A 14,415-nucleotide genomic window follows, 5' to 3' on the forward strand; every position below is an offset into this window, starting at 1 on the left:
GGTACTCAAAAAAAGGAGGCGAAGGGTAGCGGGCTCACTGCGGGCGGGTGCCCATGGCGCGGTGGGCCACCCAGTGTTTGACGGCGCCAAAGGTGTTGAACTGGTGCATGCCCCAGTTGCGCAGGCCCTGGGCTGCCGCATGGGGGTGGGCAAACAGCTGCTGCAGCGCATCGCCGGCACCGCCTACCAGGGCGAAGTCGGCCTTGCGGGCGCGCTCGTAGGCGCGCAGCAACTTGGGGTCGGCCACACTGCGCCAATAGGGGCGGCTGTCCAGCACGCGCACCAGCTCAGCCACATCGCCCAGGCCCAGGTTCAGGCCCTGGCCGGCCAGCGGGTGCACATTGTGGGCGGCGTCACCCGCCAACACCCAGGTGCTGCCCGCGTGGCTGCCGCTCCAGCGGCTGGCCAACGCATGCTGCAGCGGCCAGGTGTGGCGGGGGCTGGTCAGCGTCAGGCTGCCCAGCGCACCGTGGCTGGCAGCGTGCAGGGTTTCAGAAAATTCCATGTCGGGCAGGGCTTGCAAGGTGTGGGCGCGCTCAGGACTGACTGACCACACCACGGCGCAGAAGTTCCCGCCCGGACCGCCCAGCGGCAACAACGCGAGGATTTCGCCCTGGTGAAACCACTGGCGTGCCACCTGGCCGTGGCCCTGGGCGCATTCCACGCGCGCCGCCAGCGCGGTTTGGCCGTAGGGCGTGATAGCGAATTCCACACCCAGTTCTTCGCGCGTGCGGCTAGAGCGGCCTTCGCACACCACGGTTAGCGTGGCCGGGGCGGGCGTGTCGACCAGCTCGATCAGCGGCTGGTAGCGCACGGCCTCGGCCAGCTGGGCTTCCAGCGCGGGCACATCCACGATCCAGTTCAGCGCGGCCACGCCCTGGTCGGCAGCATCGAACACCACGGTAGCGCCATCGTCGCCATGCACTTCCATGCGTTGCACCGGCGTGGCCAGGGCCTCTGCCGGCCAGCAGCGTACGGCTTCCAGCAGGGCGCGGGCGGGCTGGTTCAGCGCGTAGGCACGTACATCGGATGCGGAGGGACTGGCCGAGTTGGGGGTGGCGCACAGCGCCACGCGCAGGCGCTTGGCCGCCAGATGCAGGGCCAGCGTGCGCCCCACAATGCCAGCGCCGCGGATACAAATGTCATAGGTTTGGGCCATGCAGCCATTGTAGGAGGCCATGCACAATGGCGCGCTGAACCACAAGGACGACCCGATGAGCGACGACGCCAACGATGTGAGCGGGCAGATTGCCCAACTGATGATTTACCCCGTGAAGTCTTTTGCGGGCTTGGCGGTCGACCAGGCCGTGCTGCTGGAGACCGGCCTGCAGTGGGACCGCCACTGGATGGTGGTGGACGCAGAAGGCCTGTTTGTGACCCAGCGCGAATGCGCACGCATGGCGCTGGTGCGCCCCGAGCTGCGTGCCGATGCCCTGGTGCTGCACGCGCCCGGCATGCCTGAAGTCTCCGTGCCCTTGCAGGCCGAGGGTGCTGCCACCCGCGTGCAGGTGTGGGACGACACGGTGGACGCGCTGGACATGGGGCCTGCGGTGGGTCAGTGGCTGCAAGCTTTCTTGGGTGCGCCTGCCCACCGCCTGGTGCGCTTTGACCCCGCGGCGCAGCGCGCGTGCAGCACCAAATGGACCGAGGGCGTGGCCGCCAGTACACAGTTTGCCGATGGTTACCCGGTGCTGGTGACTACCGACAGTTCCATGGACGAGCTCAACACCCGGCTGGCGGCGATGGACCACCCCGCCGTGGGCATGCTGCGTTTTCGGCCCAACGTGGTGCTGGCAGGCCTGCCCGCGCACGACGAAGACCATTGGGGCCCGCTGGAGTGTCTGGATGCGATTGGTGGCGTAGCCGCCCGGCTGCAACTCGTCAAACCCTGCGCGCGCTGCCCGATCCCCAATATCGATCCCGTGACGGCCCAAAGCCATCCCGGCGTGGGCGATGCATTGCAGGCCTACCGGCAGGACGCGCGGGTGGGCGGCGCCATCACCTTCGGCATGAATGCCATCGTCACCCAGGGCGCGGGCACCGTGCTGCGCGTGGGCCAGGCGGTGCAGGCTGGGTACGCGTTCGGCTAAGTTGGCTGTTCGCTGGCTGGGCCCATCTGCGTGCTGAGCGGCGAGGGTGAGGTCATGGCCGGATCCAGAAAGCGGATGGGGCGGCGGGTGCGCGGCGAAATGCCTTTCAGCACCTCACCCAGCTCGTCCAGGATGCGCTGGCTGTCGGGGATCACCTCGGTCAACAGTACGCAGGCCACATGGAACTGCAATGTGACCTCGGGCTTGAGGCCCGGCAGCGGAATCAACCCCGAGGCAATCAGGCGCACCATGCGCTCGGTCAGCGCCTGGCGGTTGCTCACGCCGTCCAGCACCATGCCAAAGCGTGAGGTGCCCACCCGGCCCGCCGGGTCCACATCGCGCAGCACGCGGTGCAGCTTGACGGCAGCACGCAGCAGGCATTGCTCGGCCACCGCATCGCCATACGAATCGCGCAGGTATTTGAAGTTCACGACATCCACCAACACGATGGCCGACGGTTCGCGGTCATGCCTGGCGCGGTTCAGCGCGGTTTCCACCTGCTGCAGGAACAGCGGCGCGGTCAACAGCCCGGTCAGCGCATCCTGGGTGGGCAGGGCCTCGGCACGGTCCTGTGCCTCGCGGCGCTCGCGGGCACGCGTGTGCAGCGCCTGCTGCAGCAGCGGCACGGCCAGCGCAATGCAAAACACCATCACGTTGCGGGCCTCCCACCAGGCAGGCACCAGATGCAACACCTGCGCCGCCATGAACAGCACGGCCAAACCCTGCGGCAGGTAGGCCATGAACAGCCATTTGCCCACTGCGTAACCGCGCCGCCAGGCCAGTGCGGTGGCGGTCACCACCAGGATGGGGCCGCCCGCCAGGTAGGCCGCATTGAAATGGTCGGCCATCCGCCGGTCGATGGCCGCGCACAGCAGCGCCAGGGGCAGGCCGGACAGGCCAAACGCATACAACGCGCGCGCCAGCCGCGGAAAGCCCACGTCCAGCGACGACATATGGCGCACAAACAGCACGGTGGCACCCACGCCCACGATCGGCAGCGCCATGTGTGCGTAGTTGGCCCACATGGGCGAGCTGGGCCACAGCCACATGCCCGCCAGGCCGGTGGTGGTGCTGACCACCAGCAGTACCAGGGTGGCGTAGCCGGTGTACCAGCCCTCGGCCCGGCTGCGGCCCTGCAGGTAGTGGATGCCGCACACGCCAATCAGCATCAGCAGCGCGCCCATCATCACACCCAGCCACACGTATTCCACCTCGTGCTGGCGGTCGCGCGCGGCGGTGGTGGCCAGCAGCAGGGGCAGCGCGATGGGTTTGAAGTTGCGCACTTCTAAGAACAGCTCCTGCACGCCGGGCTCACTCAGGTTGATGCTGAAGTCGGGGTAGAGCGAGGGACGGGTCCAGCGCTCCACGGCGTTGGTGTCACCCGCGATCTGCGCGACCCAACTGCCGCGGCGGTCCAGCTGGTACAGGGCGGCGTGGTCCAGGTAAGGCAGGGGCACATGCAGCGTCCAGTCGGGCGTGGCCATGCTGTCGCGCTGCAGGCGCAGGCGTATCCAGAGGGTCTTGCCTTCGCTCAGGGCAAACACGGTGTCGGCCGGGGCGGGTGAGAAGCTGCCGCGTGTTTTGCGGGCCACGGCGTCGATGCCCATGCTGGGGGCGGCCTCCATCAGCACATCCAGGGTGCCGCCCACTTGTGGCGTGGGGTCTGTGCCGCTCAATGGCAGCACTGCGCCGTCGCTCCCCGACGGGGCGGCGGCATGCAGCGAGGGCGTTGCGGCCAGCAGCCCCAGCAGGGTCGTCAACAGCAAGGCCCGCAGGGCGGGAGCGGCGTGGAAGAACAGGGTCATGCGGTTTCGGGCAGGTTGCCCAGGGGGGCGGCCAGCGTCGGCACGGGTTCCAGAAAACGGATGGGGCGGCGTGTGCGCGGGGAGATGCCGGCCAGCACTTCGGACAGGTCCTGCATCACCCGATCGGCCGGCACCGGGTTGTCATGCAGCAGCACGCAGGCCGCCTGGAATTGCAGTGTCACCTCGGGCTGCAAGCCCTGCAGCGGCACCAACCCGGATGCCACCAGTTTGACCAGGCGTTCGGTCAGCGCCTGGCGGTTGGACACTCCCTCGAGCAGCATGGCAAAGCGGTCTGTGCCCATGCGCGCGGCCGGGTCCACATCGCGCAGGATGCGGTGCAGCTTTATCACCGCCCGCAGCAGGCACTGCTCGGCAATCGGGTCGCCCATGCTGGCGCGTATGTGCTCGAGGTTGATCACGCTCACCAGCACCAGCGCGGTGGGTTCGCGGTTGTCCACCGCCCGCTGGTAGGCGTCCTCCAGGTGGGACTGGAAGGTCTGCTCGGTGAGCAGGCCAGTCAATGCATCCTGCGTAGGCAATTGTTCGGCGCGCAGAGCCAGTTCCTTGCGGTCGTGGGTGGCGCGGCTCAGGGCGTAGATCAGCGTGGGCACCGACAGCGCCACGCCCATGGACATCAGGTAGCGCAGCTGCCAAAAGGTGGGAACCAGGCCAAAGGCCTCGGCCACCAGGCGCAGCAGCACCAGAAACTGCGGCACATAGGCCAACAGCAGCCAGGTGCCGATCTGCGAGCCGCCGCGCCAACTCAGAATGGTGGCGCCCAGCCCGGCGGTAGTAGCCACAAACAGCACCGCGGCACCCAACTGGTCGGCCAGCGGGCGGTCCAGCACCACAAAGGTCAGTACCGAACCCAGCGTGGTCCAGGCCAGAAAACCCAGGGCCTTGTCGTAATGGTGAAAGTGGGTGGACAGTGCATACAGCCGCCGCACAAACAGCAGCGAGGCGCCCACGGCCAGGGCCGGCATCACGCTGTTCGCGTAGTCGGCCCAGGTGGTCATGTTGTTCCATAGCAGCGCGTTGAGCACGCCGTTGATTTGCGCCACTGAAGCGGCAATCAGCAGGCTGTAGAGCGCGGCGGTCCTGTCAAAGCGGTTGCGGTACTCCAGGTAGCGGATGGTGGACAACGCCGCCAGGGTGATCAGCGTCCCCAGCACCAGCCCCAAGCTGGTGGTTTCCAGCAGGCGCTGGGCCTCGCGCTCGGGGCTGGTGGCCAGCCGCAACGGGATGCTCAGGTGCTTGAAGTTGCGCACCTGCAGGTACAGGTCTTGCGGCACGCCGCTGGGCAGGTCCAGATCAAATTCGGGGTACAGACCGCGCTTGGCCCAGGCGGATTGGGGCAACTGGTCGCCCGCAGACTGGGGCGCCCAGCTGTCGTCGGCGCGGCGCTGGTACAGCGTCACCTGGTCCACAAAGGGCAGGGGAATGTTCAGCGTCCAGCGCTCGGTGTTGCCGGCTGCGCGCACCAGGCGCAGGTGAATCCAGAGGCTGTTGTTCGCAGTCAGCGCATGGCGCTGCAGCGCGGGCGTGGGGACGAAGTTTTTGGGGTTGCGGGACACCTCTTGCACCGTGGTGCGCTGGCCGTTGTCCAGCCAGGTGGGCACCGGTTCATCGAGTTCGAACTGGGTATTGCCATTGCCCAGAACCAGGGCGTCCATGCTGGTCGTTGTGGCCGCCCAGCCTGGTGTCAGAGTGGTGGCGAGCCATAGTGCCAGGGCCAGCAGCGGGCGCGAAAGCAGGTATGGCATACACTTGTCACCCAGTTTTTAGAGGTTTTTTTATGAGTTTGAAGTGTGGCATTGTAGGCCTGCCCAATGTAGGGAAAAGTACCCTGTTCAACGCGCTGACCAAGGCGGGCATTGCTGCAGAAAACTATCCGTTTTGCACCATCGAGCCCAATGTGGGCGTGGTGGAAGTGCCCGATACGCGGCTGCAACAGCTCTCTGACATCGTCAAGCCCGAGCGCATCGTGCCGGCGATCGTGGAATTTGTGGACATTGCCGGCCTGGTGGCCGGTGCCAGTACCGGCGAAGGCCTGGGCAACAAGTTTCTGGCCCATATCCGCGAGACCGATGCCACCATCAATGTGGTGCGCTGCTTTGAAGACGACAACGTGATCCACGTGGCCGGCAAGGTGGACCCGATCGCCGACATCGAAGTGATCCAGACCGAGCTGTGCCTGGCCGACCTGGGCGCGGTGGAGAAAGCCCTGCACCGCGTGACCAAGCTGGCCCGCTCGGGCGACAAGGAATCCATCAAACTGGTGGCGATTCTGGAGAAATGCCAGGCCGCGCTGAACGAGGCCAAGCCTGTGCGCACGCTGGACTTCAGCAAGGAAGAGCAGCCGCTTTTGAAGCAGTTTTTCCTGATCACGGCCAAGCCCGCGATGTTTGTGGCCAACGTGTCCGAAGACGGTTTTGAGAACAACCCCTTCCTGGACCGCCTGAAAGCCTTTGCCGCCAAGCAGAACGCGCCCGTGGTGGCCATCTGCGCCAAGATCGAAGCCGAACTGTCGGAAATGGAAGATGCCGACCGGCTCGAATTTCTGCAAGAGCTGGGCCAATCTGAACCCGGCCTGAACCGCCTGATCCGCTCGGCGTACACGCTGCTGGGTCTGCAAACCTACTTCACCGCCGGTGTGAAGGAAGTGCGCGCCTGGACGATCCATGTGGGAGACACCGGGCCCCAAGCGGCTGGCGTGATTCATACCGATTTCGAGAAGGGCTACATCCGCGCCCAGACCATCGCGTTTGACGACTTCATCGCCCACAAGGGCGAGCAGGGCGCCAAGGATGCGGGCAAGATGCGCGCGGAAGGCAAGGAATACGTCGTCAAGGATGGCGACGTGATGAACTTCCTGTTCAGCTCCTAGGCCCTTCTTTTGACCGCACCGTGACCCTGTCGTACGACTGGCTGGCCCTGGGGGCCGCGGCCTGCTGGGCCGTCACCGGGCTGCTGTCGGCCCCGCAAGCGCGCCATCTGGGCGCGTTTGCATTTACGCGTTGGCGCATGGGGCTGGTGTTCCTCATGCTGCTGCCCGTGGTGGTGGCCAGCGGAGGCTGGCACACGCTGTCCTGGGCCACTTTGGGTGTGCTGGCGTTCAGCGGGCTGATTGGCATTTTTGTTGGGGACACCGCGCTGTTCGCTTCCATGAACCGGCTGGGCCCGCGCCGCACTGGTGTGCTGTTTGCCACCCACGCCTGTTTCAGTGCCTTGCTGGGCTTCATGGTGTTGGACGAACGCATGGGCGCACAGGCCTTGCTAGGTGGTGCGCTGGTGGTGGGCGGCGTGATGATGGCCGTGGCGCTGGGCGCGCACAAGAATGAATCGCATGCGCTGGAGGTCACCCGGGGCCATTGGCCTCTGGGGGTGGCGCTGGGTCTATTGGCCGCGCTGTGCCAGGCGCTGGGCTCGTTGATTGCCAAACCCATCATGGCCTCGGGCGTGGACCCGGTGACCGCCACGGTGGTGCGCGTGGGCGCGACCTGCGTGGCGCACCTGGTGTTGCTCTGGGCTGGCGTAGGTGTGGCGCGCACGCACAACGCGCTCTCCGCCCGCGTGCTGGCCTGGGTGGCGCTGAGCGGCATGATCGGCATGGGGCTGGGGATGAGCCTGATCCTGCTGGCCCTGCGCTATGGCGACGTGGGCATGGTCGGTATCCTTTCGTCGGTGTCGCCCGTGCTGGTGCTGCCGCTGCTGTGGTGGCACCTAGGGCGTGCACCAGCGCGCGGGGCCTGGTGGGGCGCGGCCTGCACCGTACTCGGGACTGCGCTCGTTTTAGTGCGCTAGCCCCCGTCCGCATTGCGCGAGTAGCTCCTGAAATCATAGCGTGTGGCGTGGTCCTTTTGCACGTAGGTTTGACCTGGGGTACTGGGAAAGCGCAGGGGACTCTGGTACAAACATGGCATGAGCGAAGCAGGCGCTGACGCCAACCACTTCACCAAGGCTGTGACCGAGCTGGGCGAGAAATGCCCGGTGGTGACCACGGAGGCGATCTTCAACGACCGCGGCGTGAAGATTCTGGAGAAAGGCGTGGCGGTCAACGCGAATCTCTACGAACGCCTGATCGCGCACAAGCTGCCGGTCCCTATCGAGCAATCGGTCAGCAGCCCCCACACCATTACCGGCCCCGTGTTGCGCGAGCACGCCGAGCAGGCCATGCGCGAGGTGCCTTTTTTCGAACGCATTGGTGCCGACCCCAAGCACCGCAGCCTGCTGCTGGACAGCCTGGACAAGCTCACCTTGCCTGAGCCCATGGCCTTCCAGCTGCTGCTGGCCAACGAGGTGCGGCCCGCGCTGTTTCGCCACTCGGTGCAGATGGCGCTGTTTGCCGCCTGGATGAGCTTGACCGTGCTGGTGTCGCGCTACGACTTGGGGCTGGCCGCCGCCGCCGGGCTGCTGCACGACATTGGCATGCTGCATCTGGACCCACTGCTGCTCAACCCCGAAGACGCCATCACCCGCGAGCAGCGGCGCCAGCTGTACTCGCACCCGCTGGTCTCCACCGTGTTGATCGAGCGCCACCACGAGTACCCGCGCGAGCTGGTGCGGGCTGTGAAAGAGCACCACGAATTTCTGGATGGCTCGGGCTACCCGCGCAACCTGCAGGGCGACGCGATTGGCCCGCTGGGGCGCATTCTGTCGCTGGGCGAGTTGGTGACCTCCATGCTGGAGTCCGGGCGCGATGCGCCCGAGATGCGGCTGTGGGTTCAGTTGCGCATGAACAAGCACCGCTACGACGCTGGCATGGTGGCGCGGGTGCAGCAGCACCTGCGCCCGCAGAGCGAACTCACGGGCGAAGGCCTGGAGCTGCTGGCCGATCCGGTAGGCCGGTTGCAGGAGATCAATGCCACGGTGTCGGAGTGGCCGGGCCCCGCGCTGCAGGCGCTGTCGCTCAGCGACGCGCGGCGGGAGGGTATGGCGGCCGTGATGGTGCAGGCCAGCCAGTTGCGCCGCACGCTGGCCACGGTGGGCGTGGCCGACCTGCAGCTCGCGCAGTTGGGGGGGGGGAACGCTGGACGATGCCCTGCGCCTGGAGCTCAGCCTGCTGGCGCAGGAGGCGCTGTGGCAGCTGCGTGCCCTGACACGGCAAACCAAGCGGCGCTGGCGCCTGGGGGACGAGACGGGGTACCCCGCACCCTTGCAAACCTGGCTGGACAGCGCCGACGCGCTGGTGGCCAAGCTGTAAGTTCTAGTGCGGCGTCACCACAGGCGCAGCAGGCCGGTGAGTGCGGCGGTCATCAGCACGTAGCGCGCCAGCTTGCCCACTGCCATGTAGGCCAGGCAGGGCCAAAACGGCAGCTTGAGCCAGCCCGCCACCGCGCACAGCGGATCGCCGACGATGGGCAGCCAGGCCAGCAGGCAGGCCTTGGGGCCCAGGCGGCGTAACCAGTCCAGCGCCCGCAGGTGGTGGGCCGAGTGGCCGTATTTGTCCACTACCCTGTGCGCCCCAAACCCCATCCACCAGCTCACAGCCCCGCCCAGGGTGTTGCCCACCGTAGCCACGCCGATCACAGGCCAGAACAATGCGGGGTTGAGTTCTACCAGGCCCAGCACCAAAGGCTCGGAGCCCATGGGCAGCAAGGTGGCAGACACAAAGGACACCACAAACACGGTGGCCAGGCTGTATTCGGGCAGCGCAAGCAGATGCAGAAGGGTGGGTATCCAGGAGTCCATGGCGAAGGCAGTATAGGCAGGCCGTGGTTTCGCTGCGGTGCAGCAGGTAAATTTCAATTGCTGAAATTTTGAGCAGTTAGAATTGTGCCCAGGCCCCAACGTCTTGGGGCCCTTGTCTTTTATACCCACTCCCGTTTCAGTTGTCGTCCATGCACATTGGCCCGTTCGCTCTGGCGAATCACCTCTTTGTCGCGCCCATGGCGGGGGTGACCGATCGCCCCTTCCGCCAGCTATGCAAGCGGCTGGGTGCGGGCTATGCGGTGAGCGAGATGGTGACGTCGCGCCGCGATCTGTGGGACACACTCAAGACCTCGCGCCGCGCCAACCACGACGGTGAGCCCGGCCCCATCGCGGTGCAGATTGCCGGCACCGAGGCGCAGATGATGGCCGACGCCGCGCGCTACAACATCGACCGCGGCGCGCAGATCATCGACATCAACATGGGCTGCCCCGCCAAGAAGGTGTGCAACAAATGGGCCGGCTCCGCGCTCATGCAAGACGAGCAGCTGGCCATCGAAATTGTGCAAGCGGTGGTGGACGCCTGCGCGCCGCGTAACGTACCGGTCACGCTGAAGATGCGCACCGGCTGGTGCCAGGCCGAGAAAAACGCGGTGGTGCTGGCACGCGCGGCCGAGGCCGCCGGCGTGCAGATGGTCACGGTGCATGGCCGTACGCGCGAGCAGGGCTACAAGGGTGCGGCCGAATACGACACCATTGCCGCCGTGAAGGCCGCGCTGAAGATTCCGGTGGTGGCCAATGGCGACATCACCACGCCCGAGAAGGCCCGTGAGGTGCTGCAAGCTACAGGCGCCGACGCCATCATGATTGGCCGCGCCGCCCAGGGCTATCCCTGGATCTTTCGCGAGGTGGCGCATTTTCTGGCCACTGGCACGCACCTTGCACCACCGCTGGTGAGCGAAGTCAAACGCCTGTTGGTCGAGCATTTGCAGGACCACTACAGCCTGTACGACGAGTTCATCGGCGTGCGCTCGGCGCGCAAGCACATTGGCTGGTACCTGCGTGAGCTGCCCGGAGGCGAAGACTTTCGCCGCCAGATGAACCTGCTGGAAGACAGCGAGGCACAGGTGGCGGCAGTGGAACAGTATTTGGATGGATTGAATGAAAAAATGGACCGCATCCCGCGCCGGGAGCAAGCGTCCGGTCTGGCAAGGGGACATGACATGATGGAAATGGCAGCATGAGCAAGAAGCACATCGAGGAGTGCGTTCGCGCGAGCCTGGAAGGATATTTCGCAGACCTGGGTGGCACCGAGCCCGATGGCATGTACGACATGCTGGTGCGCGCCGTAGAGCGGCCCCTGCTGGAGGTGGTGATGGCCCAGGCCGACAACAACCAGTCCAAGGCCGCCCAGTGGCTGGGCCTGAACCGCAACACCCTGCGCAAGAAACTACTGGAACACAAGCTGGTTCCCTGACGCTCCGCTGCCCGGTAGGGCCGCCCAGTGCGGTGCTGCGGGGCCCTTTGATTTTTTGGTTTTACTTCACTCCCGCACTATGAACGCACCCCAAACAGCACTCTTGTCCGTCTCGGACAAAACCGGCATCGTCGAACTCGCCCAGGCCTTGCATGCCCAGGGCATCAAGCTGCTGTCCACCGGCGGCACCGCCAAGCTGCTGGCCGAGAAGGGCTTGCCCGTGACCGAGGTGGCCGAGATGACCGGCTTCCCTGAAATGCTGGACGGCCGCGTCAAGACCCTGCACCCCCGTGTGCATGGCGGCTTGCTGGCCCGCCGCGACTTCCCCGCGCACATGGCGGCTTTGAAAGAACACGCCATCAACACCATCGACTTCCTGGTGGTGAACCTGTACCCGTTTGAAGCCACCGTGGCCAAGGCCGGCTGCACGCTGGAAGACGCGATCGAAAACATCGACATCGGCGGCCCCGCCATGGTGCGCAGTGCGGCCAAGAACTGGAAAGACGTGGCGGTGCTGACCGACGCCGCGCAATACACCACGGTGATTGCCGAGCTCAAGGCCAGCGGCAAGGTGAGCGACAAGACCAAGTTGGGTCTGTCGATTGCCGCGTTCAACCGCATCAGCCAATACGACGGCGCCATCAGCGACTACCTGTCCGCCATCCAGGTGGGTGACGATGTGCCCGCAGGCGACAAGGCTCCCACACTAGACCTGTTCCCCGGTCAGAGCAATGGCCGCTTCGTCAAGGTGCAGGACCTGCGCTACGGGGAAAACAGCCACCAGCAGGCCGCGCTGTACCGCGACCTCTACCCCGCGCCCGGCTCGCTGGTCACCGCCAAGCAATTGCAGGGCAAGGAACTCAGCTACAACAACATCGCCGACGCCGATGCGGCCTGGGAATGTGTGAAGAGTTTCAACACCCCGGCCTGCGTCATCGTCAAGCACGCCAACCCCTGTGGCGTGGCCGTGGGTGCCCATGCGTTGGAGGCCTACAGCAAGGCCTTCCAGACCGACCCCACCTCGGCCTTCGGCGGCATCATCGCGCTGAACACCGAGCTGGATGAAGCGGCCGCGCAGCAGATTTCCAAGCAATTCGTCGAAGTGCTGATGGCCCCGAGCTTCACACCCGCCGCGCTCGAAGTGTTCAAGACCAAGGTCAATGTCCGCATCCTGCAGATCGACTTGCCCAAGGGCGGAGCCACAGCATGGGACCAAGGCCGCAACGCCGTGGACATGAAACGCATCGGCTCCGGCATCCTGCTGCAGACCGCCGACAACCACGAGCTGGCGCTGAGCGACCTGAAAGTGGTCACCACCAAGCAGCCGACGGCCGAAGAACTGAACGATCTATTGTTCGCCTGGACGGTTGCCAAGTACGTCAAGTCCAACGCCATCGTCTTCTGCAAGGGCGGCATGACCATGGGCGTGGGCGCCGGCCAGATGAGCCGCCTGGACTCGGCGCGCATCGCATCGATCAAGGCCGGCCACGCGAACCTGTCATTGGCAGGCACTGTGGTGGCCAGCGACGCCTTCTTCCCCTTCCGCGACGGTTTGGACGTCGTGGTGGACCAAGGCGCCACCTGCGTCATCCAGCCCGGCGGCTCCATGCGCGACCAGGAGGTGATTGACGCGGCCAACGAGCGTGGCGTGTCCATGGTGTTCAGCGGCGTGCGCCACTTCCGCCACTAAGAAAGTTGCCCATGCTGTTTTCCCGATCTCTCGCGGCCGGCGTGTCGCTGCTGCTGGCAGTGTCTGCGGTGTGGGCCCAGGCGTCCGACAAGCCCATTCGCTTGATCGTGCCTTACGCGCCTGGGGGTCCGCTGGACATCACGGCCCGCGTGCTGGCCGAGCGCGTGAAAGACAGCCTGGGCACGGTGGTGGTGGACAACCGCCCCGGCGCCGGCGGCAATATTGGCGCGGATGCGATTGCCAAGGCCGCACCCGACGGCTACACCATCGGCATTGCGGCCACGGCCACCCACGCGGTGAATCCTTGGCTCTTCGCGAAGATGCCCTACAACGCGGCCACCGACTTCGCCGCCATCACGCAAATGGTGCGGGTGCCCAATGTGCTGGTGATGAATGCCGAAGCGGCGCAGCGCCTGCACATCCACACCCTGGCCGACCTCATTGCCTATGCCAAGGCCAACCCGGCCAAGCTCAACTACGGCAGCGGCGGCAATGGCAGTGCCGGCCACCTGGCAGGCGAGATGTTCAAGAAGGAAGCGGGCATCTTCGCGCTGCACATCCCCTACAACGGAGGCAACCCGGCGCAAATGGCCTTGCTGAGCGGCCAGGTGGACTTCAACCTCGACAACCTGGCCAACGCCGCACCCAACATCCGCTCCGGCAAGCTCAAGGCCTTGGCCGTCACGTCGCTAGCCCGCAGCAGCGCCTTGCCCGATGTGCCCGCCATGGCGGAAACGCTCAAGGGCTTTGGCATCGACACCTGGTGGGGGCTCGTGGCCCCGGCCGCCACGCCCAAGGAGCGCATTGCGCAACTCAACCAGGCCTTTGTGGCGGCCCTGCAGGCGCCCGAGACCAAGGCGCGCTTTGCCACGCTGCTGGCCGAGCCCACGCCCACCACCCCCGCGGCCTTTGATGCCCTGATGAAGGCCGAGCGCGCCAAGTACGAGAAGGTGGTCAAGGCCACTGGCGCGCGGGTCGATTGACACACCGGATAGCCAAACCCGTGGTTACCGCAAGGTTTCGGCGGGGCCGGGAATAATCGCGGTATGAAACACCATATCGAATCCAGCCTGCAAGAGGCATCCTCCGCACTGGCTGCGTTGCTGGCAAACCCGGTGGCGCTAGCGTCTGTGGAGCACGCCGCGCAGTTGCTGATTGCCACCTTCGAAAACCAGGGCCGTGTGTATTCCTGCGGCAACGGCGGCTCCATGTGCGACGCCATGCACTTTGCCGAAGAGCTGACAGGCCGCTACCGCAAGGACCGCAAGGCCCTGGGCGCCACCGCCATCAGCGATGCCGGCCACCTGACCTGTGTGGGCAACGACCATGGCTACGACCAGGTGTTTGCCCGCTACATCGAAGGCCATGGCCGGCCGGGCGATTGCCTGGTGGCGCTGAGCACCAGCGGCACCAGCAAGAATGTGATCAAGGCGGCTGAGGCCGCCAAGGCATTGGGCATGAAGGTCATCATCCTGAGCGGCAAACGCAGCGAGAAGCTGGAGCCCCTGAGTGACGTGTACGTGTGCACGCCCGGCGGTACCTACGCCGATCGCGTGCAGGAGTTGCACATCAAGGTGCTGCACATCCTGATTGAGCTCATCGAACGCCACTTCTTCCCCGAGAACTACATCGGCGAGTGAGGCTTGCGGGCGGATGTGGTGCGGCGCCCAAAAGAAACAGGGGCTAGATACCCAATTGGCATCT

The 14,415-nt window shown here is 65.6% G+C and carries 12 protein-coding genes and 1 pseudogene; 9 read left to right on the forward strand and 4 right to left on the reverse strand.

What is annotated here, in order from left to right; genetic code table 11:
• Positions 1 to 34 precede the first annotated feature (34 nt).
• A complete protein-coding gene (locus AC097R_RS05295; protein WP_479596557.1) occupies positions 35 to 1,159 on the reverse strand; it encodes an FAD-dependent monooxygenase in 1,125 nt (374 codons plus the stop codon).
• 19 nt (positions 1,160 to 1,178) lie between these two features.
• Between AC097R_RS05295 and AC097R_RS05300 the strand changes: the two genes are divergently transcribed.
• Positions 1,179 to 2,090, forward strand: coding sequence for an MOSC domain-containing protein (locus AC097R_RS05300; RefSeq protein ID WP_479596558.1), 912 nt, complete (start codon positions 1,179 to 1,181; stop codon positions 2,088 to 2,090).
• On the opposite strand, the gene AC097R_RS05305 is transcribed toward AC097R_RS05300, so the two are convergent.
• On the reverse strand, positions 2,087 to 3,895 hold the full coding sequence (locus AC097R_RS05305) for a sensor domain-containing diguanylate cyclase (protein WP_479596559.1): 1,809 nt from the start codon (positions 3,893 to 3,895) through the stop codon (positions 2,087 to 2,089). The genes AC097R_RS05300 and AC097R_RS05305 overlap by 4 nt on opposite strands.
• Complete coding sequence (locus AC097R_RS05310) at positions 3,892 to 5,658, reverse strand: sensor domain-containing diguanylate cyclase (protein WP_479596560.1); 1,767 nt, start codon at positions 5,656 to 5,658, stop codon at positions 3,892 to 3,894. Before AC097R_RS05310 ends, AC097R_RS05305 begins: the two co-directional genes overlap by 4 nt.
• Positions 5,659 to 5,690: 32 nt before the next feature.
• Between AC097R_RS05310 and ychF the strand changes: the two genes are divergently transcribed.
• The 3 genes and pseudogenes from ychF to AC097R_RS05325 form a co-directional block, all read left to right on the forward strand.
• The gene (gene ychF, locus AC097R_RS05315) at positions 5,691 to 6,782 is read left to right on the forward strand and encodes a redox-regulated ATPase YchF (RefSeq protein WP_479596561.1); all 1,092 of its coding nucleotides are present in this window, start codon (positions 5,691 to 5,693) and stop codon (positions 6,780 to 6,782) included.
• Positions 6,783 to 6,802: 20 nt separating this feature from the next.
• Positions 6,803 to 7,699 (forward strand): DMT family transporter, encoded by an 897-nt coding sequence (locus AC097R_RS05320; RefSeq protein ID WP_479596562.1) that lies wholly within the window; start codon positions 6,803 to 6,805, stop codon positions 7,697 to 7,699.
• A gap of 465 nt (positions 7,700 to 8,164) precedes the next feature.
• Positions 8,165 to 8,545 (forward strand): annotated as a pseudogene (locus AC097R_RS05325) (HD-GYP domain-containing protein); the annotation flags it as partial.
• A gap of 567 nt (positions 8,546 to 9,112) precedes the next feature.
• Here the strand turns inward: AC097R_RS05325 and AC097R_RS05330 are convergent.
• Positions 9,113 to 9,586, reverse strand: coding sequence for a YqaA family protein (locus AC097R_RS05330; protein WP_479596563.1), 474 nt, complete (start codon positions 9,584 to 9,586; stop codon positions 9,113 to 9,115).
• Between the two features lie 149 nt (positions 9,587 to 9,735).
• Between AC097R_RS05330 and dusB the strand changes: the two genes are divergently transcribed.
• From dusB to AC097R_RS05355, 5 genes are all read left to right on the forward strand, one after another.
• Positions 9,736 to 10,788 carry a tRNA dihydrouridine synthase DusB gene (dusB, locus tag AC097R_RS05335; RefSeq protein ID WP_479596564.1) on the forward strand — a complete coding sequence of 351 codons (1,053 nt, stop codon included), beginning with the start codon at positions 9,736 to 9,738 and terminating at the stop codon, positions 10,786 to 10,788.
• The gene (locus AC097R_RS05340; RefSeq protein ID WP_477890657.1) at positions 10,785 to 11,021 is read left to right on the forward strand and encodes a Fis family transcriptional regulator; all 237 of its coding nucleotides are present in this window, start codon (positions 10,785 to 10,787) and stop codon (positions 11,019 to 11,021) included. Before dusB ends, AC097R_RS05340 begins: the two co-directional genes overlap by 4 nt.
• A gap of 79 nt (positions 11,022 to 11,100) precedes the next feature.
• On the forward strand, positions 11,101 to 12,711 hold the full coding sequence (purH, locus tag AC097R_RS05345) for a bifunctional phosphoribosylaminoimidazolecarboxamide formyltransferase/IMP cyclohydrolase (RefSeq protein ID WP_479596565.1): 1,611 nt from the start codon (positions 11,101 to 11,103) through the stop codon (positions 12,709 to 12,711).
• Between the two features lie 11 nt (positions 12,712 to 12,722).
• Entirely contained in the window at positions 12,723 to 13,694 is a 972-nt protein-coding gene (locus tag AC097R_RS05350; protein ID WP_479596566.1) for a Bug family tripartite tricarboxylate transporter substrate binding protein, read from the forward strand.
• Between the two features lie 63 nt (positions 13,695 to 13,757).
• A complete protein-coding gene (locus tag AC097R_RS05355) occupies positions 13,758 to 14,351 on the forward strand; it encodes a D-sedoheptulose-7-phosphate isomerase (protein WP_479596567.1) in 594 nt (197 codons plus the stop codon).
• Positions 14,352 to 14,415: the final 64 nt, after the last annotated feature.

It is taken from the genome of Rhodoferax sp. ZS1R25 (assembly GCF_056521335.1).